24 protein-coding genes are annotated in these 25,723 nt (G+C 62.0%); 13 read left to right on the forward strand and 11 right to left on the reverse strand.

Annotated elements, in window-relative coordinates; all coding sequences use genetic code 11:
* Position 1 precedes the first annotated feature (1 nt).
* Together fmt and truA are read left to right on the forward strand one after the other, a co-directional pair.
* Positions 2-937 carry a methionyl-tRNA formyltransferase gene (gene fmt, locus V6B08_RS17925; RefSeq protein ID WP_440588822.1) on the forward strand — a complete coding sequence of 312 codons (936 nt, stop codon included), beginning with the start codon at positions 2-4 and terminating at the stop codon, positions 935-937.
* Positions 937-1,680 (forward strand): tRNA pseudouridine(38-40) synthase TruA, encoded by a 744-nt coding sequence (gene truA, locus V6B08_RS17930; protein ID WP_341983413.1) that lies wholly within the window; start codon positions 937-939, stop codon positions 1,678-1,680. The genes fmt and truA overlap by 1 nt, the downstream gene beginning before the upstream one ends.
* A 35-nt stretch (positions 1,681-1,715) precedes the next feature.
* Here truA and V6B08_RS17935 read toward each other — a convergent pair whose 3' ends face one another.
* The 4 genes from V6B08_RS17935 to V6B08_RS17950 form a co-directional block, all read right to left on the reverse strand.
* On the reverse strand, positions 1,716-2,312 hold the full coding sequence (locus V6B08_RS17935) for a DUF6624 domain-containing protein (protein WP_341983416.1): 597 nt from the start codon (positions 2,310-2,312) through the stop codon (positions 1,716-1,718).
* A 179-nt stretch (positions 2,313-2,491) separates the two neighbouring features.
* Positions 2,492-3,637 carry a succinyl-diaminopimelate desuccinylase gene (gene dapE, locus V6B08_RS17940; protein WP_341983418.1) on the reverse strand — a complete coding sequence of 382 codons (1,146 nt, stop codon included), beginning with the start codon at positions 3,635-3,637 and terminating at the stop codon, positions 2,492-2,494.
* A gap of 45 nt (positions 3,638-3,682) precedes the next feature.
* Positions 3,683-4,900, reverse strand: a complete 1,218-nt coding sequence (locus V6B08_RS17945; RefSeq protein WP_341983421.1) for an RNA-guided endonuclease InsQ/TnpB family protein — start codon at positions 4,898-4,900, stop codon at positions 3,683-3,685.
* Positions 4,894-5,520, reverse strand: coding sequence for an IS607 family transposase (locus V6B08_RS17950; RefSeq protein ID WP_341983534.1), 627 nt, complete (start codon positions 5,518-5,520; stop codon positions 4,894-4,896). Before V6B08_RS17950 ends, V6B08_RS17945 begins: the two co-directional genes overlap by 7 nt.
* 221 nt (positions 5,521-5,741) lie before the next feature.
* On the opposite strand from V6B08_RS17950, the gene secA reads away from it, so the two are divergent.
* The 7 genes from secA to V6B08_RS17985 all read left to right on the forward strand — a co-directional run bounded on the left by secA (position 5,742) and on the right by V6B08_RS17985 (position 12,777).
* Positions 5,742-8,441 carry a preprotein translocase subunit SecA gene (gene secA / locus V6B08_RS17955; protein ID WP_341983423.1) on the forward strand — a complete coding sequence of 900 codons (2,700 nt, stop codon included), beginning with the start codon at positions 5,742-5,744 and terminating at the stop codon, positions 8,439-8,441.
* A 2-nt stretch (positions 8,442-8,443) separates the two neighbouring features.
* Entirely contained in the window at positions 8,444-9,475 is a 1,032-nt protein-coding gene (locus V6B08_RS17960) for a DUF2891 domain-containing protein (RefSeq protein ID WP_341983425.1), read from the forward strand.
* Positions 9,472-9,762, forward strand: coding sequence for a hypothetical protein (locus V6B08_RS17965; protein ID WP_341983426.1), 291 nt, complete (start codon positions 9,472-9,474; stop codon positions 9,760-9,762). Before V6B08_RS17960 ends, V6B08_RS17965 begins: the two co-directional genes overlap by 4 nt.
* A 46-nt stretch (positions 9,763-9,808) precedes the next feature.
* On the forward strand, positions 9,809-10,990 hold the full coding sequence (locus V6B08_RS17970) for an epoxide hydrolase family protein (protein ID WP_341983428.1): 1,182 nt from the start codon (positions 9,809-9,811) through the stop codon (positions 10,988-10,990).
* Positions 10,987-11,442: a MaoC family dehydratase gene (locus V6B08_RS17975; protein ID WP_341983430.1), complete on the forward strand. Its 456-nt coding sequence runs from the start codon at positions 10,987-10,989 to the stop codon at positions 11,440-11,442. The genes V6B08_RS17970 and V6B08_RS17975 overlap by 4 nt, the downstream gene beginning before the upstream one ends.
* A 77-nt stretch (positions 11,443-11,519) precedes the next feature.
* Positions 11,520-12,278, forward strand: a complete 759-nt coding sequence (locus V6B08_RS17980) for an SDR family oxidoreductase (protein ID WP_341983432.1) — start codon at positions 11,520-11,522, stop codon at positions 12,276-12,278.
* 220 nt (positions 12,279-12,498) lie between these two features.
* Positions 12,499-12,777, forward strand: a complete 279-nt coding sequence (locus V6B08_RS17985) for an usg protein (RefSeq protein WP_341983434.1) — start codon at positions 12,499-12,501, stop codon at positions 12,775-12,777.
* On the opposite strand, the gene asnB is transcribed toward V6B08_RS17985, so the two are convergent.
* The 4 genes from asnB to V6B08_RS18005 are packed head-to-tail and all read right to left on the reverse strand — an operon-like array spanning position 12,764 to position 17,269.
* Complete coding sequence (gene asnB / locus V6B08_RS17990) at positions 12,764-14,533, reverse strand: asparagine synthase (glutamine-hydrolyzing) (protein ID WP_341983436.1); 1,770 nt, start codon at positions 14,531-14,533, stop codon at positions 12,764-12,766. The genes V6B08_RS17985 and asnB overlap by 14 nt on opposite strands.
* Positions 14,512-15,552: a glycosyltransferase gene (locus tag V6B08_RS17995; protein ID WP_341983438.1), complete on the reverse strand. Its 1,041-nt coding sequence runs from the start codon at positions 15,550-15,552 to the stop codon at positions 14,512-14,514. Before V6B08_RS17995 ends, asnB begins: the two co-directional genes overlap by 22 nt.
* Positions 15,552-16,301, reverse strand: coding sequence for a glycosyltransferase family 2 protein (locus tag V6B08_RS18000; RefSeq protein WP_341983440.1), 750 nt, complete (start codon positions 16,299-16,301; stop codon positions 15,552-15,554). The genes V6B08_RS17995 and V6B08_RS18000 overlap by 1 nt, the downstream gene beginning before the upstream one ends.
* Positions 16,302-16,303: 2 nt before the next feature.
* The gene (locus V6B08_RS18005) at positions 16,304-17,269 is read right to left on the reverse strand and encodes a glycosyltransferase family 9 protein (protein WP_341983442.1); all 966 of its coding nucleotides are present in this window, start codon (positions 17,267-17,269) and stop codon (positions 16,304-16,306) included.
* A 68-nt stretch (positions 17,270-17,337) separates the two neighbouring features.
* Between V6B08_RS18005 and ygfZ the strand changes: the two genes are divergently transcribed.
* Together ygfZ and V6B08_RS18015 are read left to right on the forward strand one after the other, a co-directional pair.
* Positions 17,338-18,189, forward strand: a complete 852-nt coding sequence (gene ygfZ / locus V6B08_RS18010) for a CAF17-like 4Fe-4S cluster assembly/insertion protein YgfZ (RefSeq protein ID WP_341983444.1) — start codon at positions 17,338-17,340, stop codon at positions 18,187-18,189.
* 18 nt (positions 18,190-18,207) lie between these two features.
* The gene (locus V6B08_RS18015; RefSeq protein ID WP_341983446.1) at positions 18,208-18,837 is read left to right on the forward strand and encodes a DNA-3-methyladenine glycosylase I; all 630 of its coding nucleotides are present in this window, start codon (positions 18,208-18,210) and stop codon (positions 18,835-18,837) included.
* Here V6B08_RS18015 and V6B08_RS18020 read toward each other — a convergent pair.
* Genes V6B08_RS18020 through V6B08_RS18030 form a run of 3 tightly spaced genes read right to left on the reverse strand, consistent with a single transcriptional unit; the run spans position 18,834 to position 21,924 of the window.
* Positions 18,834-19,877, reverse strand: coding sequence for an acyl-CoA dehydrogenase family protein (locus V6B08_RS18020; RefSeq protein ID WP_341983447.1), 1,044 nt, complete (start codon positions 19,875-19,877; stop codon positions 18,834-18,836). The two genes, V6B08_RS18015 and V6B08_RS18020, sit on opposite strands and share 4 nt — an antisense overlap.
* Before the next feature lie 10 nt (positions 19,878-19,887).
* A complete protein-coding gene (locus V6B08_RS18025; protein WP_341983448.1) occupies positions 19,888-21,039 on the reverse strand; it encodes an acyl-CoA dehydrogenase family protein in 1,152 nt (383 codons plus the stop codon).
* A gap of 15 nt (positions 21,040-21,054) precedes the next feature.
* Entirely contained in the window at positions 21,055-21,924 is an 870-nt protein-coding gene (locus tag V6B08_RS18030) for an SMP-30/gluconolactonase/LRE family protein (RefSeq protein WP_341983449.1), read from the reverse strand.
* Between the two features lie 2,221 nt (positions 21,925-24,145).
* Here V6B08_RS18030 and V6B08_RS18035 point away from each other — a divergent pair.
* Both V6B08_RS18035 and V6B08_RS21945 read left to right on the forward strand, forming a co-directional pair.
* On the forward strand, positions 24,146-24,619 hold the full coding sequence (locus V6B08_RS18035; protein ID WP_341983451.1) for a hypothetical protein: 474 nt from the start codon (positions 24,146-24,148) through the stop codon (positions 24,617-24,619).
* A gap of 667 nt (positions 24,620-25,286) precedes the next feature.
* Positions 25,287-25,718, forward strand: a complete 432-nt coding sequence (locus V6B08_RS21945; RefSeq protein WP_440588823.1) for an IS3 family transposase — start codon at positions 25,287-25,289, stop codon at positions 25,716-25,718.
* The last annotated feature ends 5 nt before the right edge of the window (positions 25,719-25,723 follow it).

The raw sequence follows: 25,723 nt of genomic DNA on the forward strand, positions 1-25,723 counted from the left end.
GATGGCAGCGACCGCGCAGAGGCTGCGCCTGGTTTTCATGGGCACCCCGGATTTCGCCGTGCCAGTGCTGCGCGCCTTCCTTGAAGCCGGCGACGAGATCGCCGCCGTCTATACCCAGCCGCCGCGCCCGGCCGGCCGTGGCTACAAGCTGACGCCCTCGCCGGTGCAGGCCTTCGCTGAAAGCCGGGGCCTGCTGGTGCGCCACCCCACCAGCCTCAAGACACCCGAAGCACAGGCCGAATTCGCCGGCCTGAAAACCGACGCGGCGGTGGTGGTGGCCTATGGCCTGCTGCTGCCCAAGCCGATCCTGGAAGCACCACGGCTCGGCTGCTTCAACCTGCATGCCTCGCTGCTGCCACGCTGGCGCGGCGCTGCGCCGATCCAGCGCGCGCTGATGGCCGGCGATGCCGAGACCGGTGTCTGCGCCATGAAAATGGATATCGGCCTCGATACCGGGCCGGTACTGGATCGCGCGGTGGTACCGATCGGCCCGCGCATGACGGTCATCGAGCTGCATGACGCGCTCGCCGAAGTTGGCGCACCGCTGATGCTGCGCGCGCTGCATGCCCATGCGCGCGGCGACTTGCAGCCCGTGCCGCAGAGTGCCGAGGGCGTGACCTATGCCGCCAAGCTGAAAAGCGACGAAGGCAAGCTCGATTGGACGAAAAGCGCCGCCGAACTCGACCGCATGATCCGGGCCCTCAATCCAGGGCCTGGTACTTTTACCGAGCTGGAAGGCGAACGGCTGAAGGTGCTGGCCGCCGAGCCGGTGGCGGCCAGGGGATTGCCGGGCACCATGCTGGATGACAAGGGCCTTGTCGCCTGCGCAGACGGTGCGCTGCGCCTGCTGCGGCTGCAGCGCCCAGGCAAGCCGGCAATGGATCTCGCGGCTTTCCTGAATGGCCGCCCGCTGCCCGCCGGCACCCGGCTCGGCTGATGCCGCGCTACAAGCTCACGCTGGAATACCAGGGCGGGCCCTATGTCGGCTGGCAACGCCAGGAATCGGGCCGCTCGGTGCAGCAGGCGGTGGAAGAAGCCTTCGCCGCGATGCTGGGCAACAGCGAAATGCCGCAGGTTTTCGCCGCCGGCCGCACCGATGCCGGGGTGCATGCGCGCGGCCAGGTGGCGCATGTCGACCTGCCGAAGGATTTTGCACCTGAACGGCTGCTGACGGGGATGAATTTCCATCTGCGGCTGGAGCCGGTGAGTGTGCTGCGCATCGATTATGCCGCGCCTGACTTCAATGCTCGCCTGGATGCAAAGCAGCGGCATTACCTCTACCGCATCCTGACGCGGCATCCGCCGCCGACCATCGAGGCCGGGCTGGTTTGGCATGTGCCGGTGCAGCTTGATGCCGAGGCGATGCACCAGGCAGCGCAGCGCCTGATCGGCCATCACGATTTCACCAGCTTCCGTGCCAGTGAATGCCAGGCTAAATCGCCGGTAAAGACCCTGGAAGAACTGCGCGTCGAACGCTCCGGTGCAGAAATCCATATCCATGGCCGCGCCCGCAGCTTCCTGCATCACCAGATGCGCAACATGGCCGGCACGCTGAAACTGGTCGGCGAAGGCAAGTGGAATGCCGATGACGTGAGCGCGGCTTTGGCTGCACGCGACCGCCGCGCCGCCGGGCCGACCGCGCCGCCCGATGGCCTCTACTTCATGGCTGTGGAGTATTAGGGCTTAGCGCCAGCCGCCATTCGCTTGCGCGCAGCCTAGCTGCGCCAGCCAACCGCTTCTGCCCAGAATACGAAATCGGCCTGCCGCCGGGCCCAGTTGCCGGGCGACAATTCGCCGCGATCCGCGCGTTCCTTGCGCTCGATCACGATGGCATCGGCCAGCGACACCAAGTCGATTGCCTTGCGCCGCTCATCCACCGTCTCCGGGCTTTCAATCGGCAGCGGGTTGATCTGGCCGGCTTCATCCCAGTCGAATTGCGTGCCGTAAAGTTGCGGCTTGCCTTCCATGACGCGGATGCGGTCGGTGAGGAAGGCGACATGCCAGCGCGGCACGGCGCCACGGGCGGCGGCTTCCTCGATCAGTTCGAGGCAGGCACGCATGAAATTCGGCAGGCCGATGGCATGCTGCACCACCAGGAATGCCACCGTGGCGCCATCCTCGCCAACCCGGTACTTGTCGGGCCAGCCACCCTGGTCGACGATCTCGGCCAGTTCGCGCGCATTTGCGTTGTAGACATCGCGCAGCTTTTCGTTATAGCCCTCGAACAGCCCGCCTCCGATGGCGGCGAGTTGGCGCGCCTTGGTATCGCGTTCGAGCATCTCGAACAGGCGGCGGCGAAGTTGATCGTCCATGACAGGTCCACTTGGCTTGATAATGGCCGGAAAGGCTTACTGCCAGACACCGGCGCACCGATTCAGCGGGCGATTCGCCACGCCTTAACCCTGCCCCGGCAACGCGCCAACCGCAAGCATGCCGATACGGGCAGCAGCGACCGGTTTGTGCAACCGTCACATTTAGGCAGATTGATCTTTCAAGCGAAGTAGCGCCGCAGCATGCCGAGATAGACATCCGTCAGCGCACGGATGTCGGCCACCCCGGCGCGCTCATCCACCTTGTGCATGGTCTGGCCGACCAGGCCGAATTCAACCACCGGGCAGTAGGCTTGAATAAACCGCGCATCAGAGGTGCCGCCAGTGGTGCTGAGTTCCGGCTGCCGGCCGGTACCTTCCGCGACCGCTTCCGCCATTGCCTGCACGAAGGGGCCGGGCTGGGTGAGGAAGGGCCGCGCGCCGTCTTCAAAAGCCACCTCGACCCTGCCTTCGCCACCCAAGCCGCAGCAGGTCTCGATCCAGGTCTTGAGGCCGGCCGAGGTCTGCTCGGTGTTGTAGCGGATATTCAGCACGGCGCGGGCCTGGGCCGGGATCACGTTGGTGGCGGCATTGCCGACATCAACGGTGACGATTTCCAGGTTGCTCGGCTCGAAATGCGCGTTGCCGGTATCGAGCCGGCGGGTCTTGAGGGCCTGCAGGATATCCAGCAGGCGCGGCACTGGGTTATCGGCCAGATGGGGGTAGCCGACATGGCCCTGGATGCCGTTTACGGCGATGCGGGCAGTGAGCGAGCCACGCCGGCCGATTTTCATCATTTCACCGAGGCGCAACGGGTTGGTCGGCTCGCCAACCACGCAGGCGGACAGCTCTTCACCGCGATCCTTTAACCATTTCAGCACCTTATCGGTGCCGTTGATGGCCGGGCCTTCCTCATCGCCGGTGATCAGGAAGCTGATCGAGCCATCGAAGCCGGCGCCACGCTCGGCCAGGAAGCGTTCAGCAGCGGCAGCAAAGGCGGCAATCGCGCTTTTCATGTCGGTGGCGCCACGGCCATAGAGCTGGCCATCAATGATCTCGGCGCCGAAGGGGTCGACGGTCCAGCCTTGGCGGTCGCCCACCGGCACCACGTCGGTATGGCCGGCGAAACAGAAATTGCGCCCCCCCTTACCATGGCGGGCATAGAGGTTTTCCACATCCGGCGTGCCGGGATGGGTGAATTTCAGCCGGTGGCAGGCGAAGCCCAAGGGGGTCAGGGTGGCTTCCAGCACGCCCAGCGCGCCCAGGTCGGCGGGGGTGACGCTGGGGCAGCGGATCAGGTCTTGGGCGAGCGCAACGGGATCGATCACGGGTTTACTCCTTGCCGGGGTTGCGATGTAACCGTTCCGCAATACTTATACAAATCTAATCATAACTGATCTGATCTGCGGATTGCTTCCTGCTTCACTGAGGCCGGTTTCACTCAAGGTCTTGCGACCTGAGCCAGCGCCTTCCTCTCCACAGGCTGACACGGTGGAACTCACCGCCAAGTTCTTCAGATTGATCGCCGCATTCAAATCGCGATCATGTTGTGCACCGCAAGCCGGGCATGTCCAGTTTCTCACCGACAATGCCAGTGCTTCGAGCTTGTGACCACAAGTCGAGCAGGACTTGCTGCTGGCGTAGAAACGGTCAGCCACCACCAACTGACCGCCACGCACTGCCGTTTTGTAGTACAGTTGCCGACGGAACTCGTAAAAACCCATGTCAGCGATGGAACGCGCCAGATGGCGGCTCTTCATCATCCCACGCACATTCAAGTTCTCGATGCCAATGGTGTGAAATCGGCGAGCGAGATCTGTGGTGAGCTTGTGCAGAGCATCGCTGCGAATGTCGGCAATCCGGGCATGTAGCCTCGCCAGCTTGGCTTTGGCCTTTTTCCCATTCGCCGATCCTTTGACCTTTCGGCTCAAGCTGCGCGAGAGTCGTTGTAGCCGGGCAAGCAGAGCCTTGTGTGGCTTGGGGCCAGGGATCGTTTCGCCGGTCGAGAGTGTTGCAAGCACCGAGACACCCAGATCTACACCTGCCGCGCCTTGGTTTTCGGCTGTGGAAAAGTGTGATCTGTTTGCGGTGTCCAAGACGATGCTGACAAACCAGCGGTCAGCCACACGAGACACCGTGGCCGACATGATCTTGCCTGTAAAGCGCAACGTCTCGCGCATGCGCACCCAGCCAAGATTTGGGATGCGAATACGTGAAGCGTCGATGCAAAACTGATCATTAGTGAGCGTAAAGCGATCATGCGCGCCCTTCTTGCGGAACTGCGGGTACTTTGCACGACCAGCGAAGAAGTTCTGGAATGCCTGCCCCAACTGAATAATCGCCATCTGCGGCGCGTTCTTCGTGACTTCCAGCATCCAAGGGAACTGGTGGCGCTTGATGACGTTCAGCTGGCGCCTCAGCGCCACTTGCGAAGGCTTGGGCAGGGAGTTGTCGACCTTCCAAGCCTCGTATTGGCGCTTCCATTCGGCCAACGCCCAGTTGTAGGCAAAACGCGCCGCCCCCGCCGCACGGGCCAGATATGCGGCCTGCATGTCGTTCGGATCGAGCGCGATGCGATGGGCGATCAGCATTGCGATGCCTCTACCGCTTGGCGCACGCCATCAAGCAGTTTCTGGTTCGCCCGGCTACGCGACCCGTACAGACGGGCAGAAAATACCGTAATGATTTCCAACACATCCTTGGCCAAATCTTCCTCGAATGTCGCATCCTCACCCTGATTCAGAATCACCACCTCGACGGACTTTGCTTCACAGATTGCAAAGACCAGTTCTGCGCCAAAGCGGAGCAACCGGTCTTTGTGGGTGATGACCAGTCGCCCGATCTGGCCGTCGATGACGGCAACGAGTAGCTTCTTCAAGCCCTTCTTGTGGTAGTTCACGCCCGAACCAAGATCGGCAATGACCTCGAACGTCCAACCTTGCCGCTCGCAATAATGCCCCAACACCTGCTTTTGTCGCTCCAGATCATCCTTCTGGTCGTGGCTTGAGACGCGGGCATACGCAACGGTACGCCGCCGGGCATCATCTTGTACGCGAAAGAGTTCCGGTTTGAGCTTGGCAAGGTCATAGCGACGATGACCGCCGGCCGTGTGCTCGGCAGCCAGCCTGCCCGAAGCCTCCCAACGGCGCAGCGTCGTAATCGACACGCCAAGCGCCTCTGCTGCTTCACCTACACCTACCAATCTCTTCATATTGTAGAGATTAGAATAGTTTTGGGTAGTTTTCAAGAAATTTGTACTGGCCACTTTGTATTTCGCAGGTTCACAAGGCTGCCAAAGCCCTGAAAGTCCAGCCGTTGTGCCCGCTTGCGTTGACAGAGCGTCCCCCGCCCCTTATCTCTCACCCGGGCCGTTTTTCGGCCCCGGGCGCCGGTAGCGGTACCCACACCCCAGCCGACAATCAGAGGTACGGCATGTTCGGCGCGCTCGCCAAGAAATTGTTCGGTTCGGCCAACGATCGCGCGGTGCGCGGCTTCGCCAAGAAGGTACAAGCGATCAACGCGCTGGAACCGCAGATGGTCGCCCTGTCGGACGATCAACTTAAGGCCAAGACCACTGAATTCCGCAGCCGCCTGGAACAGGGCAGCGACCTCGACGACATCCTGGTGGAAGCCTTCGCGGTGGTGCGCGAGGCGGCCAAGCGCGTGCTCGGCCAGCGCCATTACGATGTGCAGCTGATCGGCGGCATGGTGCTGCATTCCGGCAAGATCGCCGAGATGAAGACCGGCGAAGGCAAGACCCTGGTCGCTACGCTGGCCGTCTACCTCAATGCCCTGCCGGGCAAGGGCGTGCATGTCGTTACCGTGAACGACTATCTCGCGCGGCGCGACGCCGAATGGATGGGCCGCGTCTACGGCTTCCTCGGCCTCACCACAGGCATCATCGTGCATGGCCTGGATGACGAGGAACGCCGCGCCGCCTATGCCTGCGACGTGACCTACGGCACCAACAACGAATACGGTTTCGACTACCTGCGCGATAATATGAAGTTCCAGCGCGAGGCCATGGTGCAGCGGCCGTTCAGCTTCGCCATCGTCGACGAAGTGGACAGCATCCTGGTGGATGAAGCCCGCACGCCGCTGATCATTTCCGGCCCATCAGAAGACACCACCGACCTCTATGTGAAGGTCAATGTGCTGGTGCCTGACTTGGTGCCGGAGGATTTCGAGAAGGACGAGAAGCAGCGCACGGTGAATTTCACCGAAGCTGGCACCGAGCATATCGAGCAGTTGCTGCGCGGTGCCGGACTGATCAAGCCCGATACCGATCTCTACGATATCGACAACATCGCTGTGGTGCATCACGCCAACCAGGCTTTGCGCGCCCACAAACTGTTCACCCGCGATGTCGATTACATCGTGAAGAACGGCAAGGTGGTGATCATCGACGAATTCACCGGCCGCATGATGGAAGGCCGCCGCTATTCAGATGGCCTGCACCAGGCACTGGAAGCCAAAGAAGGCGTTGAAGTTCAGACCGAGAACCAGACACTGGCCTCGATCACTTTCCAGAATTATTTCCGTATGTATCCGAAGCTGGCCGGCATGACCGGCACGGCAGCGACCGAGGCGGCGGAATTCACCGATATCTATAATCTCGAAGTGGTGGAAATTCCCACCAACGTGCCGGTAAAGCGCCTCGACAACGACGACGAGGTCTACCGCACCGCGCGCGAGAAGTATGAAGCCATCGCCACGCTGATCGCCGAATGCCGCGCCAAGGGCCAGCCGGTGCTGGTCGGCACGGTATCGATCGAGAAGTCGGAGCATCTTTCCGATCTGCTGAAGCAGAAGGGCGTGCAGCATGCGGTGCTGAATGCCCGCTTCCACGAACAGGAAGCCGGCATCGTCGCCCAGGCCGGCCGCTTGGGTGCCGTCACCATCGCCACCAACATGGCCGGCCGCGGCACCGACATCCAGCTTGGCGGCAATGCCGAAATGCGCATCCGAGCCGAGACCGAAGGCCTGGAAGGCGCAGCCCTTGAAGCCAAGGTTGCGGCGATCCGCGCCGAAGTAGCCGCCGAGAAGGAAAAGGTACTGGCGGCAGGCGGCCTCTGCGTTGTCGGCACCGAGCGCCATGAAAGCCGCCGCATCGACAACCAGCTGCGTGGCCGCTCCGGCCGCCAGGGCGATCCCGGTGCCTCGCGCTTCTTCCTCAGCCTGGAAGACGACCTGCTGCGCATCTTTGGCTCCGAGCGCATGGACGGCATGCTGCAGAAGCTGGGCCTGAAGGATGGCGAGGCGATCACCCATCCCTGGATCAACAAGGCGCTGGAAAAGGCGCAGCAGAAGGTCGAAGCGCGGAACTACGAAATCCGTAAAAACCTGCTGAAGTTCGACGACGTGATGAACGACCAGCGTAAGGTGGTCTACGAACAGCGTATCGAACTGATGAGCACCGACAATGTCGCCGATACCGTGGCCGACATGCGGCGCGAGATCGTTGAAACCCTGGTGACGCGCCACATCCCCGAGAAGGCCTATGCCGAGCAGTGGGATGCCGCCGGCCTGGAAGAGGAAGTGCGCCGCGTGTTCGGCCTCGACCTGCCGATCCAGGAATGGGCCAAGGAGGAAGGTATCGCCGATACCGAGATCCATGAGCGCCTGCAGGATGCCGCCGACCGCAAGATGGCCGAGAAGGCCGCGAATATCGGCCCCGACCTGATGCGCATGATCGAGCGCAGCCTGCTGCTGCAGGTGCTGGATCAGGCCTGGAAGGAACATCTGCATCACCTGGATTACCTGCGCCAGGCCATCGGCCTGCGCGCCTATGCGCAGAAGGACCCGCTGAACGAATACAAACGCGAGGCTTTCGCGCTGTTCCAGCAGATGCTGCTGCGCGTGCGCGAGAATCTCACCGCCGTGCTGGCGCGGGTGGAAGTGCGTGCCGAGGAGCCGCCCGCTGACCTGTTCGCGCGCCCCACCCAACCTATGCAGGAAAGCCGTGGCGAGGCCCTGGAAGGCGGCGAGGCGCAGCCGACCCTGGCGGCGCGTCCGGTGCAGGCCTCCGCCCAGGTCGATCCCAACGATCCGAATACCTGGCGGGCGACGCCGCGCAATTCGCTCTGCCCCTGCGGCTCGGGCAAGAAATACAAATACTGCCACGGCAAATGAGCATGGCGCAGCGCCCGGGCGGATTATCCGAATCCCAGGCGCTGCGTTTCGCCGCGCTGCCCTTGCGCAACCTCGAGCGCGAATACCCAAACAGCCTGGCGCATTTCGCCCATAGCGATGCCGACATGCGGCCGCCACGTGAACTGCATCCGATCTTCTGGGGCAGCTACGATTGGCATTCTTGCGTGCATGGCTTCTGGCTGCTGGCACGCTGCCTGCGCCGCCATCCTGGCTTGGCCCATGCCGAAGTCTCCCGCGCCATCTTCACCACCCGCTTCACGTCGGCTGCCGGCGTCGGTGAGGCGGAGTATTTCAGCTCACCGGGCAGGACTACTTGGCAGCGTCCCTATGGCTGGGGCTGGCTACTGGCTCTCTCCGCCGAACTGGCGCAATGGGACGACCCGCAGGCCGCGGGCTGGCGCGAGGCGCTGAAGCCGCTGGAAAGCGTCATCCTGCAGGAACTCCCGTCCTATCTGGCGAAGCTGACCTATCCGATCCGCGTCGGCACCCATTTCAACACCGCCTTCGGCCTGCTGCTGGCGCTGCATTATGCCCGCGTGATCGACAGGCTGCCCATGGTGGCGCTGATCGAACAGACGGCACGGCGCTATTTTGGCCAGGATGTGGACTACCCCGGTCATTACGAGCCGAATGGCGATGACTTCCTCTCCGGCGGCCTGGTTGCCGCGCTGCTGATGAGCCGCCTGATGCAACCCCCGGAATTCGCTGCCTGGTTCGGCCACTATCTGCCTGGTTACCACAATGGTGGCGCCGGGCCGTTTCAGCCTGCCATCGTTGCCGACCGCAACGACGCCAAGGGTGTGCATCTCGATGGCCTGAACCTCTCGCGTGCCTGGTGCCTGCGTGGTATCGCCGCCACGCTTTCAGCCGGCCATTCCTCCCATGGCGTGCTGATGAGCGTGGCCGATAGCCACGAAGCGGCCAGCCTGCCGTTTCTCGAGAGCGGCGAGTATGGCGGCGAGCATTGGCTGGCGACTTTCGCCGCGCTTGCCATTGAGGGGCTGGAAGATTGAGCCTGCGTGCCGCTTTTTTCGCCCTGCTGCTGATCGCCTCCCCTGCCCTGGCGCAGCCCTCGCGTTGTTCGACGCCGCCGCGCCCGCCCGGCTGCCTGGAGCGCCTGGGCAGCACGGCGGACAACCAGGCGGTGGCCTATTGCCGCGCCGAGGTGAACGATTACCGCCGGCGCATGGACCGTTATATCGATTGCCTCAACGACGAGGCCGACCGGGGCCGCCGCGAGCGCGACCGCGCCGAGAGCCAGCTGGATTGCTACGCGCGCGGCGGCAACATCTGCCCATAATATTCCGGGGCGTGACAGGCAAGCCGTTCTATGGCTTGCTCAGGCTATGGAAACGCTCGAAACCTATAAACCGCAACCCTTCACCATCGCCGTGCCGCAAGCGGATCTCGATGATCTGCGCCAGCGCCTCGGCCGCACCCGCCTGCCGCTGCAGCCAGCCGATACGGCCTGGCAGTATGGCGCCAACGGCGCCTACCTTGCGCGCTTCCTGGAATATTGGCGCGATGGCTTCGACTGGCGCCAGTGGGAAGCCCGGCTGAATGATTACGAGAATTACCGCGTCAGCCTGCCCCGCCCCGATGACGGCACGCCGCAAACCGTGCATTACCTCGTCGCGCGCAGCAGCAACCCGGCGGCGCGGCCCTTGCTGCTCACCCATGGCTGGCCGGGTTCGGTGTTCGAGTTCATACATATCCTCGACCGCCTGACACAGCCGGAACGCTTCGGCGGTCGCGCGGAAGATGCCTTCACCGTGATCTGCCCGAGCTTGCCGGGCTATGGTTTCTCGATCCCACTTAAGCAGCCGATCAGCCCGCGCCAGGTAGCCGCGCTGTGGCATGACCTGATAACCAAGGCGCTGGGCATCCCGCGCTTCTTCGTGCAGGCCGGCGACTGGGGCTCGATTGTTTCTTCCTGGCTCGGCGCCGATTTCCCTGCAGCCGTGGCGGCGATGCATTTGAACATGGTGCCGCTGCGCCCGCCGCTCACCACGCCATTGAACGACACCGAGAAAGCCTGGGCGGCTGAGGTGAAAAAGCGCCAGAGCACCGAGAGCGGCTATTTCGCCATCCAGAGCACCAAGCCGAACACGCTGGGTTTCGGCCTCACCGACAGCCCGGCCGGGCTTGCCGCCTGGATCGTGGAAAAATTCCACGGCCATCCGCGTGGCGCAGCCAACAGCGAGCCGCCTTTCACCATGGACGACATGCTGGCGACCATCGCGCTCTACTGGCTGACCGACACGGCGGCCACCGCCACCTGGCTTTACTGGGCAGCGGTGCAGCGCGGCGATCTGTCGCTCAAGCCCGGCCAATACATTGCCCCGCCAACTGCGTTTCTGTTGCCGCCCTGGGATCTGGTTCCACCCTCGCCGCCTGGCTGGCTGGAGCGCGGCTACAATGTGGTGCAGCATCGTGTGATGCCGTGTGGCGGGCATTTCGTTGCCATGGAGCAGCCGGATATTTTCGTCGAGGATGTACAGGCGTTTTTCAGGAGCCAGACTTTATGAGCCGCAGTGACCGCTATTACGAAGACTATGATCAGGGCGAGGTGATCCATGCCAATGGCGTCACCGTCTCGGAAGCCGACATCCTCGATTTCGCCTATCGCTACGATCCGCAGCCCTTCCATCTCGACAAGGAAGTCGCGGCCAAATCGATCTATGGCGGCCTTATCGCGTCGGGCTGGCAGACCGGCGCTCTGGGCTTCCGCATGCTGATGCAGGCCGGCCTGCTCGGCAAAGGCAGCATGGGTTCGCCGGGCCTGGATGAACTGCGCTGGTACAAGCCGGTGCGGCCGGGCGACACGCTCTATGGCAAGGCCAGTGTGGAGGAGAAGCGCGAGTCCGCCTCGAAGCCGGATCGCGGCATCGTCAAGCTGAAATACTGGGTGGAAAACCAGCGCGGCGAAATGGTGATGAGCTTCTACGGCAATCAGCTTGTGTCCAAGCGGCCGGGCTAAATCCGGCTAGCTCTTGCCTCGGGCATGCCCCGGCGCCAAAGTAACCAACGGGATACAAACATATCTGGAGGAAACCCATGTCCGCCCCGCGCAAAGTCGCACTCGTCACCGGCGCCACCGCCGGCATCGGCAAGGCCTCGGCCCTGGCTTTGGCCAAGGCCGGCTACGATATCGTGCTGGCCGGGCGCCGGCTGGAACTGCTGGATGCGGCAGCCAAGGAATGCGAGGCATTCGGCGTCAAGGCGATCGGCGTCGTCACCGATGTCGGGAACCCGGATTCGGTGAAGGGCCTGTTCGCCAAGCTGAAGGCCACCTTCGGCCGACTGGACGTGCTGTTCAACAATGCCGGCATCGGCGCCCCTGCCGTGCCAATGGACGAGTTGAGCTTCGAGCAATGGAAGGCTGTGGTGGATACCAACCTCACCGGCCCCTTCCTCTGCACCCAGGAAGCCATGCGCATCATGAAGGCGCAGACGCCGCAGGGCGGCCGTATCATCAACAATGGTTCGATCTCGGCCTATGCGCCGCGCCCGTTCTCGGCGCCTTACACGGCCACCAAGCACGCCATCAGCGGCCTCACCAAGTCCACCTCGCTGGATGGCCGCGCCCATAACATCGCCTGCAGCCAGATCGATATCGGCAACGCCGCCACCGAGATGACCGAGCGCATGACCAAGGGCGTGCCGCAACCCAACGGCACCATGATGGTGGAGCCACGCATGGATGTGCGCCATGTCGCCGAATCCATCGTGCATATCGCCAACATGCCGCTGGATGCCAATGTGCAGTTCATGACCGTGATGGCGACCAAGATGCCGTTCGTCGGCCGGGGCTAGACTTCCAATAAAGGTGTCATCCCCGCGAAAGCAGGGATGACACCTTTGGTCTGGCTGTTAGCAGCCATCATTCCCGAGTGCCATTCTTCAGTGTCTTAAGACATTTTTATTGCACTGCAACCAGACTGTCTTGCAGGCTTAATGCGTGGGTGCCGCGATCCGGTTGCCTCGAAGCCGGCGATTGGATTTCGGCCTCAGCTTAACCAAGCAAGGAGGCAGAATGACCGTTTTGTCTGGTGCCGAACGCCTGGAACGCCTGCTGCATTACCGGCTGACCACGGCTGAAATCCTTTACCGCATGCCTGATCATCCCAACCTGCTGCAAAGCTATGTGTGGCAGGAATACGATCTGGCCCCGAAATTTCCGGGCTTGCGCAAATTCCTCGATTTCTGGGAAGCTAAGCTGGACGGCAAGCTCTACTCGGTGCGGGTGGTGTCTTCCCAACTGGTCAAGCCGGCGGAAATTCGAGCGGCGAGCGAGTCGTTCAGCTTGCACTAAGTAAATCGAAGGCATCGCCTTCGGCGCTGTGGCCCAGCATGTGATGCTGGTGCCACAGCGCATAGAACAGCAGCGCCCAGGCGGCGAAGCCGTTGCGCTCGGCGCCGCCCGCAAAAAGCTGCGTCACGGCTTCGGGCTTGAATGTCTCGGCAATGCCGGGCTGCTGCACCATCAGCGGCGCCAGCCGCTTGCCTTGCGCCGCAATCCACTGCCCGACAGGTACGGTGAAGCCACGCTTGCGCGAGAATGGCTCAGCCTCAGGCAGATGTTCCTTGAGCCAGCGGCGCAGCAGATGCTTGCCCAGGCCATCGCGGATTTTGAAGCCATCATTTAGGCCGAAGCCGAAGGCGCTGAGGCCCACCGCATCCACGGCGCCGCAATCGAGGAACGGTGTGCGCCCCTCCAGCGCATTGCGCATCAGGCAGCGGTCCAGCTTGGTCAGCAGGTCATTCGGCAGCCAGTCGGCGATATCCAGGCGCTGCGCCGCCTGCAGCTTGCTTTCCTCGGCGAACCGGGTGGCCCGCTCCGCGCCGGCAAAGCCGCTGCGCCATTTCGCCGGCTCCTCGCGGAAGAGACCGAGGCCATCCAGCGCCCCCTTGCGCCGCAGCGGTTTGGCGAACAGCAGTCGCATCGCCGAACGGTAGCGGCCATAGCCGCCGAAAATCTCGTCGCCGCCCTCGCCCGAAAGCACCACCTTCACCTCGCGGGCGGCAAATTGCGCCAGCTTGAAGGTCGGCAGGCAGGCGTAATCGGCGGCCGGATCATCCATCGCCTCAGCGACACGCGGCAGCAGCGACCAGAAGTCCGCTGCCGTGAAATCGACGCTGCGATGCTCGGCTCCCACCTTGCGTGCCAAAGCGGCGGCAAGATTGCGCTCATCGTGCAGGCCGCTATCGGGGAAACCTAGCGAATAGGCCAGCACCGGGCGCGGGTTGAGCCGCGCCATCATCGCCAGCAAGGCAGAAGAATCGATGCCACCGGAGAGGAACAGCCCATAGGGCACATCGGCGCGCTGGTGCAGATCGACGCTCTCCTGCAGCAGGCGGTCGAGTTCAGCCAGGGCTTCTGTCTCGCTGCGTGGCGTGACGGCAGCCATCGGCGCCGCGCGACGCTCGCGCTCAATGATGCGGCCCTTGCGGCAGATCAGCATTTCGCCGGGCAACAAACGCTGAATGCCCTGGAAGATGGTGTCAGCACCCGTGGTGAACTGCAATTGCAACAATTCGTCTCGCTTCGCCGCCACCAGACGCGGCTCGATCAGACCCGAGGCGATGATCGCCTGCGGCTCGGAAGCAAACAGCAGGTGGCCGCCGGCTTCGGCGTAATAGAGCGGCTTGATGCCAAAGGGATCACGCGCCAGCAGCAGTGAATCATCACGCGGATCATGCAATGCGATGGCATACATGCCGCGCAGATAGTTGAGGAAGCTCTTGCCGTCGCGGTGATAGAGATGCAGCGGCGGCTCGCAATCGGACCCTGTGGCGAAATTCACACCCGGCAGCAGGCTGTAGAGCTCACGGTAATTGTAGATTTCGCCATTGGCGACCAGCGCCAGGCCATCGGCACCGAACAGCGGCTGCTTGCCACCTTCAAGATCGATGATCGCCAGCCGCGCCTGGCCCAAAGCCACCGAGCCGCTGGTATGGCTGCCCTCGCCATCAGGACCGCGATGGCCGACGGCGCGCAGCATGCGGGCCAGCAGGGCCGCATCCGGCGCCGCACCATCGGCGCGCATCAGCCCGGCGATGCCGCACATGCCTGCACTTCCTCGAAGAAACGCCGCCAGGTGGCGACCACTGCCGCCTCGCTATGGTCGCGCGCGAATTGCGCCTTGCCGGCCGCGCCGAGCTTTTGCGCCAGTTCTGGCAAGGTCAGCACTTCGCGGATCGCGGCGGCGAGCGCGCGGTGATCCTCCACCGGCACCAGGATGCCGCTTTCGCCTTCCACCACATACTGCTTCGGCCCTTGCGAAGCGGAGGCGACCAGCGGCTTACCCGCACCCCAGGCATCCAGGATGACATTGCCGAACGGCTCATGGCGCGACGGCACGACATAGACATCGCAGGCCGCCGCCAGCGCCTCGCGGTCGTTGCGCCAGCCGAGGAAGCGTACCCGGCGCGCGACGCCGAGACTCTCGGCCAAAGCCTGCAGGGCGGCACGTTCGTCACCCTCGCCGGCCAGCCACAGATAGGCCTCCGGCAACTCGGCGAGCGCGCGTAGCAGCACGTCGAACGCCTTGTTCTTGTGCAACCGACCCATGGCCAGCAGCAAAGGCGCAGTAGCCGGCGTGTCGAGTTCGGCACGCGGCTGCGGTGACGCCACCTCGAAGCGGCCATAATTGGCAATCGAGCGCACCCGGTCAGCGCGGAAACCGGCCTCGACACAGTGGCGCGCGATATCCGGCGTGTTGGCCACCAGCCAGTCGGCTTTGCGGTAATGCTTCAGGTCATAATAGCCGCCGAGGCGGGCGACGATCGGATAAGGCCCGCGCGGCATCTTCTCGGAAGCCCGGCTCATCCAGGTCATTACGATATCCGGCCGCTGCCGTTTGGCCAGCCCACGCAACTGCCAGGGCGTGATGATGTCCAGCGCGCCGCCGAATTTCAGCTCCACTGGCTCGACGCCGCCCTGGCGCAGCATGGCTGCGCGTTCGGCATGGCGGCGGATCACAACCTGCTGTTCGATACCCGCTGCCTGAAAGGCAATCGCCAGGTTGACGAAATAGGTCTCGGCGCCGCCCTGTCTCGCTCCCGCCATGACCTGCAGCAGGCGCATTATTCCGGCTTCTCCAGGCTGGCCTTGAGATAGCTGAGGATCGGATAGAGCCCGGCCATCAGCGCGATCAGGAAACCGTATTGCCCTTCGCGATAACCCTTGCGCGCGACATAGCATTTCCAGAAGCGCGAGAAGATGCGCCGCACATTGGGCCAGAATTCACCGATATTACCGCTGTCACGCAGATCGGCAGCGCGCGCCGAGGTATAACGGTCGAGCCGACGCAGCATGTCGGAAATATCGGTATCGACGTAATGCTCCATCGGATTGCGCAGACTGCGCTTCTCGCCTTTGAGATCGAGGGCGGGATGCACCCGCTGGCTGCCCCAGCTCTTTGCGCCACGCGAGAACAGGCGCGGTGCGGCGGAAACACCCCAGGCGGCACCCCAGCCATAGCGCACCAGGCGGCCGCCGATGTAATTGTCGAACGGAATCAGGAAATAACCGGGTGCAGCAGTGGCAATCGTGCTGCGGATCTCCTCGGCCAAAGCCGGTGAAACCCGCTCATCGGCATCCACTTCCACAGTCCAGTCACCTGTGCAGGCGGCGATGCCGGCATTGCGGCGCGGGCCTTCCAATGGCCAGGCGCCTTCCAGGATGCGCGCGCCGGCGGCCAGCGCGATCTCCTTCGAGCGGTCGGTGCAGCGGTCCAGCACCACCACGATCTCGTCGGCGAAGCTGAGCCGGGCAAGGCATTCGCCGAGCTGGGCTTCCTCGTTATGGGCAACGACGAGGGCGGAGAGTTTCATGCTCAATCGTCGTCATCCTGGCAATAGCGCCACAAAGTCTCGGCGGCGCGCTGCGCCTTGTCGACACTCAAGGTCAGCATATGGCTGTCCTGCTTGCGGTAATCATAGCCGGGGCTGGTCACGATCTCATCATAGCTGAGATCGGTGCGCACCGCTGCCGTCTTCTGGCCCCAGGGGCCATAGACCGATTCCTTGCTCGGGCCGAACAGGCCGACCGTGGGCGTGCCAACGGCGGCGGCGAGATGCATCAGGCCGCTGTCGTTGCCGATATAGAGCGCGCAGCGCTGCAAGGCGGCACCGAGATCGAGCAGGTCCAGCTTGCCGACGAAGTTCATGGCACGGTCGGGCGGCAGGAGGTCCAGCACCGGTTGCGCCAGGGCTTCCTCGCCGGGGCCGCCGAACACCGCGATGCGGGCACCGGGCAGGATGCCATCGGGCGCGGTGAGGCGCTGCGCCAGTTCGGCGAAACGGTCGGCTGGCCAGATCTTGCCGCCCCAATTGGCGGTAGGGCCGATGGCCAGCACCGGCTGCTTGCCATCCCACAGCCGGCGGGCGCGCTTTTCGTTGGCTTCGCCGATCCAGATGCGCGGCGCGGTGGGCGGCAGGCGCAGCAGCTGGGAGAGCACGATCACCCGATGCACGCTGGAACCTGAGCCATGGAACACGCGACGGCGATACGCCATCAGGAATTGCGACAGGCCGGAGCCGCGCAGGTCAACCACCATGCTCCAGCGGGTGGTCGCGACCTGCTTCCACAATTCCCACCAATGCCGCGCCCAGGGCTTCTTTTCCACCACGATCAGGCGCTCCAGATTCGGCATTGCCGAGGTCTGGAACAGGCCGGCGGCGGCGGGGCCACAGGCGACGGTGATCTTGGCCAGGGGATCGCGCTCCACGATGCCTGCGAGCAGGCCGGTGGAAAGGATGGCGTCGCCCAGGCGGTTCGAGGTTATGAACAGAATGCGCATGGCCGGGCGGTTATAGAAGTCCAGCCCCGGCTTGCCAAGCCGGGGCCAGTCCCATACCTGTTAAGGCCATGAGCCTGTTGACCCACATCGCCCTGCCGGGGCGCACGCTGCTTCGGCTGGAAGGCCCGGAGAGCAAGGAATTCCTTAACGGGCTGATTTCCAATGATGCCCGCCGGCTGGCACCGGGCCAGCCACTTTTCGCCGCCCTGCTCTCGCCACAGGGCAAGTTCCTCTACGAGCTGCTGCTGGCCGACTGGCAGGGGGCGGTGTGGCTGGATACCGAGACCGACACCGCGCCAGAACTGGAAAAAAAGCTAAAAATGTACCGCCTGCGCGCCAAGGTGGAGATCGCCATGCAAACTGGCTGGCAGGTCTATGCCTTGCTGAACGCCGGGCCGGAGACAGTGATCCCGGCAGAGGGCTTTGCCTTCACCGATCCCCGGCTGCCGGCACTGGGCCAGCGCCTGTGGCTACCCGACGGCGTTGCGCCGCCCGGGGCGGCGGGTGACCTTGCCGAATACGAAGCCCTGCGCCTGCTGCTGGGCGTGCCTGACGGCAGCCGCGACATCGAGCGCGACAAGGGCCTGTTGCTGGAGAACCATTTCGAGGCGCTGAACGGCGTCGATTTCAACAAGGGCTGCTATGTCGGCCAGGAACTCACGGCGCGGACCAAGTATCGCGGCCTGGTGAAGAAACAGCTTTTCCTGGTGCATGCCGAAGCGCCGCTACCGGCACGCGGCAGTATCGTCACCCTGGATGGCCAGGAAGCCGGCGAACTGCGCTCAAGCCTCGGCCCCCAAGGGCTCGCCTTGCTGCGGCTGGAGGCGGTGGCGAGGGCAGCGGCAGGCGGCCCGCCACTGCTCTGCGAAGGCATTGCACTCACCGCCCGCCTCCCGGATTATGCCGCGCCAAAATCGTAAGCCTGCGGGAGCGCTAAGATGCCGGCCGGACCAGAAGACAAACGCACCAGCCTGATTCATGACGACGGCAAATGCCGCTGCGGCTGGCCCGGCCATGACCCGCTTTATGTACAGTATCACGACACCGAATGGGGCGTGCCGGAATGGGATGACCGGGCTTTGTTCGAGAAGCTGATCCTGGATGGCTTCCAGGCCGGCCTGTCGTGGATCACCATTTTGCGTAAGCGCGACAATTTCCGCCGCGCCTTCGATGGCTTCGAGCCGGAGAAGATCGCGCGCTATGACCGCCGCAAGCTCGACCGCCTGATGCAGGACGAAGGCATCGTGCGCAACCGCGCCAAGATCGACGGCAGCGTACTGAACGCGCGCGGCTGGCTGGCGATCCAGGAGCAGCATGGCAGCTTCTCTGAATATTTATGGGATTTCGTCGGCGGCAAGCCGAAGCAGAATAATTGGACACACCTGCGCGAAGTGCCGGTGGAAAGCCCTGAAAGCCAGGCCCTGTCGAAGGCGCTGAAGAAGCAGGGCTTCACTTTCGTCGGCCCCACCATCGTCTATGCCTTCATGCAGGCGGTGGGCATGGTGAACGACCACACCACCGATTGCTTCCGGCACGCCCAGGTGAAGAAGCTAAAGCGCCGAGCTTAAGTAGCGGTCAACAGCGACCAGAGCTTCTCGCCGCCTTGGGCGCAGACCAGGTCGCCGAGGCGCTGCTGCCACAGGCTTTCGTTCCCGAATTCATCGCGCCAGGACCATAGCCGGCGAGTGGCGAAATGCAGCGGATGCTCCTGGGTGAAGCCCATGGCGCCATGCACCTGGTGGCTGATTGCCGCCACCTCGCTCGCCGCCTCGCCGACCCGCGCCTTGGCGACAGCAATGGCGAAGCCGAAGCCATCACTATCCCAGGCTTCAACCGCCATATCGGCGGCGGCAGTGGCCGCAGCAAGATGGCCGGCGGCAACCGCCAGCATATGCTGCACCGCCTGAAACTTGCCAATAGCACGGCCGAACTGCACGCGCTCATTGGCATAATCAAGGCCATGATCCAAGGCGCGCTCCATGGCACCCACCATCTGCTGCGCCCGTAGCAGCGCACCCAGCGGCAACAGGCCATCGGCGCCGATGGCGGCGGGTGCTGGCAGTGTCTTTACCGCCAGGCCATCGCAAAGCAGCGTGTCACGCGGCTCGTAGGCGACGTTGCGGCGCGATTGCGCCTTTGCCACACCCTTGGGCAGCAGCGCGAGATGCAACGCACCGGCAGCATCGCGGAGCAGCAGCAGTACATGATCGGCCACGGCGCCCCAGGGCACACGTTTCGCATCGCCCTGGATACACCCCTGCGTCAGACCAAGCGTTTCCGGCGCCAGGGTGATGACACCTTCCGGCAAGTCGCCGCCAGCCTCGCACCACAACCTCGCTGCCAGCATATGCTCCGGCAGGGGCAAAGGCAGCGCGTGATAGCCGGCCTGCCGCACCAGCCCCAGGGCATCCACGGCGCCGAGGCCAACACCGCCGGCTGCCTCGCTGAGCAGCGCCAGCGGCAAGCCAGCTTTCTCGACCTCGCGCCACAGCCCGGCCTGCCATTCGCCTTGATCGGCGGCAAGCAGTACTTCCTTGGTAACACGCTGCTGCAACAGCCGGCCGGCCTGCTCGGTGACAATCGCGGAGAGTTCGTTCGCCTCGTTCATCGCCGTCCCCTTACCGCAGACCTAAGCCGCGCGCGATCATGCCGCGCAGAATCTCGCGTGTACCGCCGCGGAGCGTGAAAGAAGGTGCATTCAGCAGCACGTAGGCGAGGGCTTCACTGAAATCATCGCCCGGCTCATCGAAGCTTGGCTCCACCGGCACCAGCTTGCGTGCAACCTCGGGAATTTCGCGCTCAAAGCTGGTGCCAACTTCCTTCACCAGGGCAGCCTCGGTGGCTGGGTTGTGGCCTTTCTCCAGCAGGCCGGCGATGGAAACCGACATGCGCCGGAGTGCAGCGGCATGGGCTATCAGGCGCCCGACCTCGACCGATTGCCGCGCGTCGGGCCTCGCGCCGACCTTGTTGATCAATTCCGCCAACAGGCGGTAGTCGGAGAGGAAACGATCCGGCCCGGAACGCTCGAAAGCCAGCTCGGCCGTCACCATGCTCCAGCCCATGCCCTCGGCCCCGAGCATGGCATCATCGGGCACGAAGCAGTCGCGGAACACCACTTCATTGAATTCATGCACGCCTGCGAGATTGCGGATCGGCCGCACGGTAATACCCGGCGACTGCATATCGACGATGAATTGCGTCAGGCCGATATGGCGGTTCTCACCGGCCTGGGCGGTGCGCACCAGCACGATCAGGTAATGCGCGTGATGCGCGTTCGAGGTCCATATCTTGGCGCCGTTGATCAGCCAGCCGCCTTCGGTCTTGGCGGCGCGGCTGCGCACACTGGCCAGGTCCGAGCCGGTATCGGGCTCGCTCATGCCAATGCCGAAATAACATTCGCCGGCAGCGATACCCGGCAGCAGCAGCCGCTTCATTCGGTCGCTGCCGTGGCGCAGTATCTGCGGCCCCGATTGCCGGTCGGCGATCCAATGCGCACCACAGGGCGCGCCATGGGCCAGCATTTCCTCGGTCACCACATAGCGGTGCAGGTTGGACAGCGCATGGCCGCCGAATTCCTTCGGCCAGGTGATGCCGATGAAGCCAGCCTTGCCGGCGCGGCGGCTGAATTCAGCATTGAAGCTGATCCAGCTATTGCGGTTCGGCTTGTATAAGCCGGCATCACGCTGCTCGGCCAGAAAGGCGCGCAGCCGCTGGCGCAATGCGGTGGTATCGGCGGGAAGCTCGGGCGCATCGAAGCGGAAGGCACGCATGATATATTTACTCCCTCAATCCACCAGGGCAGCCGTGAGGATACGGCCCTGAATCGAATCGGTGACATAGATGCGTTTGTCGCGCACCGCGAGATTGGTCGTGTAACTATCGGCCGGCGCCTCATAGAGCGCCAACGGGCGATTGCGGGCATCGAAATGCCACACGCCAATCTGCATATGCGCCACCAGCAGGCGGCCTTTTGCATCGATGGCGATGCCATCGGGCCCGATGCCGCCGGAAAGCTGTACCGCGATACCGACCTTCACCGGTTCGCCCTCAAACAGCGGCACGCGCCAGATCGCATTGCCGCGTGTCATCGCCACATAAAGCCAGGGCTTCTGCTGATCGAAGACTAGGCCGTTCGGGCTCGGGCCATTGTTCAGCAGCACCGAAACAGAACCATCGGGCGTCATGCGCAACACGCGGCCCCGCGGATCATGCAGGCCAGTCTGGCCCTGATCGGTGATATAGAGCGTGCCGTCAGGGCCGAAGGTCAGGTCATTCAGCCCATGCAGCGGCTGGCCATCAATCGAGTCAAACAACACGTCGAAGCCGCCGCTGGCGGGATCGACGCGCACCAGGCCGCGACGGAAATCGGCCACCAGCAGGCGGCCATCGGGCAGCAGTTTCAGCCCGTTCGGCCAGCCGTCATACTCGATCACCAGATGCCAGCCACCTGCCGGATCGCGGCGGAAGATACGGCCGAACGGGATATCGACGACATAGAGATTGCCCGCCTGATCGAAATCCGGGCCTTCAAGGAAGCAGCCGGCATGATGGCCGGCGAGGTTGATATCCGCCCAGCGGCTCTGGCGCGGCTTGGCATAGCGCTCGGGCAGCCGGTCGAAAACCGCAAGCGACCGCGTCTCGGGCAGGGCATACATGCTGCGTTTCCTCTTGTGTGCTGCCAGCATGACCAGCAAAGCGGCACGGATCAAGCGGCAGCACGTTGGCAGCCACTGTGCTGTCACACCCATTTTCCATAAGGGGTAACGCCTCTGAAAGCCGCCCGTCCAATTCAGCTAATGCAGGATCAATCGGGGGCGCCTCGTACAATCCGGGTACAAAGGATTTCGCCAGCCCATTGCAGAATGCCTTGCAGCCAACAACGAAGGGGGGGGGGGGGCAAGAGTGGCGAGGCGTGTCTATTGGATCATGCCACACATCTACAGCGCACTGAAAAAGCGACCCCTGCATTAGCTGACATTTTTTTCATTTTGGGTCCTGGGACCCAAATGCAAAATTCCGTCAATAAATGCAGGCGGCCTTGAGTACGAGCCTTCCTTCAGAGACACGATAACATCGTTTAGTTGTATTTGCCGTTTGCAGCCCCGAGCAATCTTTATCCGCAACACAATGTGATTTCTGCCTGACTGCATTAGCTTACATTTCTTACACACTAAATTCCGTCAGGTAATTATAGGAAGCGACCACTTTCATACCGCCCCCATCACCGCCCTCCTGGACGACGAGGTCTTATCTCACAACCTGTAATAGTCTGGCGGCTTATGGCCTTTCAGATCCGTCAACAGGGCAGAAAGACAACTCCGCCCTTCGCTTGGCCAACATGCTGATTGTCTGATGGCCACAATGAGCCAAGGGGGACCCAACTCTGTCCAGCGCCAGCATTCGATTTGAGACTGCGAACAGTATGTGTGAGACATCCGCCGCGCGACACGTAAGAAATAATCCGAGGAATTGAGGATCAGGAACGCGCTGGCCGGATCTCAGGAGGATTATTAAATCTCCGAACTATGCCGCGGCATGGGCATTACGGAAAACCTATATTTCAGTTGGCCGAAGGAGTTCCTGGAAGCTGGTAAGCGTCGACTGACTCGAGATACAGAAACGCCAAGCTAACAGTGTTGAAGCTAAGAGCCTTCGCAACGAGATGAGTGATCGAAGAAGCTATTAGCTGAAATCAGCCTTGAGAGCTGTCTGCTTAAACACGCATAGGGGCCCGACGAGCCCAACGACGATTTCAAGTATCGCGAAACAGCCAACGCCGCGCAGGAAGCGAGGGCTCTCGGCTCAGATTAGTAGCCCATCAATTCGGGAGACAGATGTTAGCCAGCCCCCCCGGTGAGCGCCCCCCGCTCTGGCGTATTTATTTTTTTCTGAGCAAGGCAGTTCGAACAACATGAGGGCCGTAAGGAGGCCATTCACATGCCTAGCAAAGGCAAATGGCACGCCTGGCGAGGACAGCGGAGCTGAGGTAGCGACCTGGGGCCCCGAAAATTATTTTCTTCGGGGCATCGGAGTCACTGGTCTGCGCGAAACCAGACAGTAGATACGGCACCGTAGAGAAACAAGCCGATACCGACCGAATACATTAGAAACGCCGTGCCAACCAAAACTGCCGCCAACGCTCTGGGCTGTGATGCCGGCCATGTTCGGAAACTAGTCAACCAAACCTGCTGGAAGGTTCCAAGGACGGCTCCGTCACCAGAGTCTTTGTTGAAAGCATCCCAGCTTATTAGCGTCGACATGCTCTTGTCTGTGGGGCGCCTGCCAACGATCTAAAGGGCGGCAAAGTTCAGAGTGGTGACTTCAGGCATTAAGGGCGCCGACATTAATATCAGCGACGACCACCTCAACCGTAGACATCTGAGCTGTGATCAAAAGGACCTCAAAAATATTTCACTTAGGCACCCTTCATCTCCTTGCCAGTATGAAAGTTTACAATAATTGGGTTTTCGAGAGGGTAATGAACCAATGTCAACCGACTACATCAGAGACGCCATTCCAATAAGGGCCACCGCCAAGACTCTTGGTTGTGATGGAAGCTTGGTAATGAAGCTGGTCAACTGCGGTTTTCTGGAAGGCTACAAAGATGGGAATGCGACGAAGATATTTTTTATAGCATTTCCGCCTATCAGCGTCGGCACACCCTTGCTGGCGAGGCCTCAGCTAACAAGCCGACTGGCCACGTATTCCAGGTCACAGGACTTCAGCATTCCGTCGCCTACCCCCAGCGACGCGGATTTCTCTGGGTCTCCAAACATCGTCATTTGCTTGGATGAGGTGAAAACTTTGTAGAAACAAAAGAAGTAAAGACAGCTTAGTAAATCGTCTACATCTCCTCATATACATGGAGCTACTGAAATGGCAAAGCCGATCATGATTAAAGATAGAGCGATCCTGCTCGAAGGGCTATCTGTTCTAGGCCGAAGCGATGATGAGAACTACCTACTTGGTGCAATTAATGTTGCCGGAATTGACGTTAGCTTTTCTGTAATCAAAGGCCCCGGACTAGATCCGGCGCAAGCAGTGAGTTTGCTTGTCGCCATTGAGGCGATTTCAAGCAGATGCTCTACGCCTTGGCTTCTTCCGGCTGGTGTCCACCTGGAAAAACTGGGATCAGGCTACTGGGTCGACGTAATAGATTCCGACGGTGATCAGTTTTCGGATTTACTATTGTTTTCGGGGGAGCAAATAAAGAGAGTTGCAGATTTTGTGCTTATGGATGACGAGTATCGAAGAATTAGTATACTTGTCGGAAATGATGATGAGCTTCACTACGATTTCCATCGCTTTGAGTTCGAACTTGCAGATGTAAAACTTTCCCCACCGAAGTAGACTCCTGGTACGGCGTGGAAATGGATGGGTCAGGCAATCTATCGTATTGAAGTGCATTGCAGTCTACAGTCCGCACGGCATTCTCGGGTTCATTGATCTAGAAGTGACCACTAATTGGTGCTCTCGGAGTGGTGCGGCTGCAATGTTAGTTTAATGGTGCTGTGTCTAACAATGGCAGGATGGGTGGCGAAGCTAATCGAGTTTACGTTGCCGAGCGCGCTGGTGTCGCTGGGATGACTGATCCTCCCCCACTGAAGTGGTCCGAGTTGATGTATTGTTTTTGGCATCAAGGATGATCGCCTGCCACGCAAAAGATACAAGCCGGAAGAGATAGTTACGAAGCTGCGCCAGGTCGATGTGCTGACCTCGTAGGGCCAGAGTGTCGCCTGGGCAATCCGCCAGATCGGGGTTGCCGAGGTAACGTACTATCGGTGACGCCAGGAATTCGGCGGGCTGAAGAGCGACCGGATTCGGCCCCTGAAGAATCTGGAGCAGGAGAATGCCCGGTTGCGCCGGGCGGTGTCTGACCTGACCCTGGATAAGCTGATCCTGACCGCTGAGGGGGAAGCGTGGCCGAAGGCCGCGTAAGTCCGACGAAGGCAAAGGGAAACTACTAAGCCCTTCGCTTCGCCCTGCCTGCATCGACCATGTCCGGTCGGTGTTGGCGGTGTCCGAGCGTAGCGCCTACCGGGCGCTCGGGCGGCACCGCTCGACCCAGCGTAAAGCACCCCAGGGCCGTGACGATGAGAAGCAACTGACCGCCGACATCATCGAACTGGCCCGGCAATATGGCCGCTATGGCTACCGCAAGATCGCCGCCGTGCTGCGGCGGGCCGACTGGTTGGTCAACGATAAGCGGGTCGAGCGTATCTGGCGACGCGAGGGCTGTAAGCGCGCAGCCGCGAAGCGGATACGGGCGCACAGGCCCGAAGGGCTCAAGGTCCCGAGTAAACAGCCCAAGCGGGGGCGTCTCTGGCTCAATGACGGCTCCTTCATCCGCTTTCGGGCCGAGCACCGCAACCATGTCAGGCCCTATGACTTCGTTAAGGACCGCACCCATGATGGCCGCGAATACCACATGCTCAACATGGCCGATTAATATAC

Source organism: Ferrovibrio sp. MS7 (assembly GCF_038404985.1).
Classification (GTDB): domain Bacteria; phylum Pseudomonadota; class Alphaproteobacteria; order Ferrovibrionales; family Ferrovibrionaceae; genus Ferrovibrio; species Ferrovibrio plantarum.

What these genes read in the sequence shown, in the direction of transcription:
- V6B08_RS17935 (WP_341983416.1), bottom strand. Translation starts at nt 2,312, where the DNA reads ATGGACGATCAACTTCGCCGCCGCCTGTTCGAGATGCTCGAACGCGAT.
- asnB (WP_341983436.1), bottom strand. Translation starts at nt 14,533, where the DNA reads ATGTGCGGCATCGCCGGGCTGATGCGCGCCGATGGTGCGGCGCCGGAT.
- ygfZ (WP_341983444.1), top strand. Translation starts at nt 17,338, where the DNA reads ATGAGCCTGTTGACCCACATCGCCCTGCCGGGGCGCACGCTGCTTCGG.
- V6B08_RS17985 (WP_341983434.1), top strand. Translation starts at nt 12,499, where the DNA reads ATGACCGTTTTGTCTGGTGCCGAACGCCTGGAACGCCTGCTGCATTAC.
- V6B08_RS18025 (WP_341983448.1), bottom strand. Translation starts at nt 21,039, where the DNA reads ATGCGTGCCTTCCGCTTCGATGCGCCCGAGCTTCCCGCCGATACCACC.
- V6B08_RS18035 (WP_341983451.1), top strand. Translation starts at nt 24,146, where the DNA reads ATGGCAAAGCCGATCATGATTAAAGATAGAGCGATCCTGCTCGAAGGG.
- V6B08_RS18030 (WP_341983449.1), bottom strand. Translation starts at nt 21,924, where the DNA reads ATGTATGCCCTGCCCGAGACGCGGTCGCTTGCGGTTTTCGACCGGCTG.
- V6B08_RS17970 (WP_341983428.1), top strand. Translation starts at nt 9,809, where the DNA reads ATGGAAACGCTCGAAACCTATAAACCGCAACCCTTCACCATCGCCGTG.
- V6B08_RS17950 (WP_341983534.1), bottom strand. Translation starts at nt 5,520, where the DNA reads ATGAAGAGATTGGTAGGTGTAGGTGAAGCAGCAGAGGCGCTTGGCGTG.
- V6B08_RS18005 (WP_341983442.1), bottom strand. Translation starts at nt 17,269, where the DNA reads ATGCGCATTCTGTTCATAACCTCGAACCGCCTGGGCGACGCCATCCTT.
- V6B08_RS17975 (WP_341983430.1), top strand. Translation starts at nt 10,987, where the DNA reads ATGAGCCGCAGTGACCGCTATTACGAAGACTATGATCAGGGCGAGGTG.
- V6B08_RS17945 (WP_341983421.1), bottom strand. Translation starts at nt 4,900, where the DNA reads ATGCTGATCGCCCATCGCATCGCGCTCGATCCGAACGACATGCAGGCC.
- V6B08_RS18000 (WP_341983440.1), bottom strand. Translation starts at nt 16,301, where the DNA reads ATGAAACTCTCCGCCCTCGTCGTTGCCCATAACGAGGAAGCCCAGCTC.
- V6B08_RS17980 (WP_341983432.1), top strand. Translation starts at nt 11,520, where the DNA reads ATGTCCGCCCCGCGCAAAGTCGCACTCGTCACCGGCGCCACCGCCGGC.
- V6B08_RS17995 (WP_341983438.1), bottom strand. Translation starts at nt 15,552, where the DNA reads ATGCGCCTGCTGCAGGTCATGGCGGGAGCGAGACAGGGCGGCGCCGAG.
- V6B08_RS18015 (WP_341983446.1), top strand. Translation starts at nt 18,208, where the DNA reads ATGCCGGCCGGACCAGAAGACAAACGCACCAGCCTGATTCATGACGAC.
- fmt (WP_440588822.1), top strand. Translation starts at nt 2, where the DNA reads ATGGCAGCGACCGCGCAGAGGCTGCGCCTGGTTTTCATGGGCACCCCG.
- secA (WP_341983423.1), top strand. Translation starts at nt 5,742, where the DNA reads ATGTTCGGCGCGCTCGCCAAGAAATTGTTCGGTTCGGCCAACGATCGC.
- truA (WP_341983413.1), top strand. Translation starts at nt 937, where the DNA reads ATGCCGCGCTACAAGCTCACGCTGGAATACCAGGGCGGGCCCTATGTC.
- V6B08_RS18020 (WP_341983447.1), bottom strand. Translation starts at nt 19,877, where the DNA reads ATGAACGAGGCGAACGAACTCTCCGCGATTGTCACCGAGCAGGCCGGC.
- V6B08_RS17960 (WP_341983425.1), top strand. Translation starts at nt 8,444, where the DNA reads ATGGCGCAGCGCCCGGGCGGATTATCCGAATCCCAGGCGCTGCGTTTC.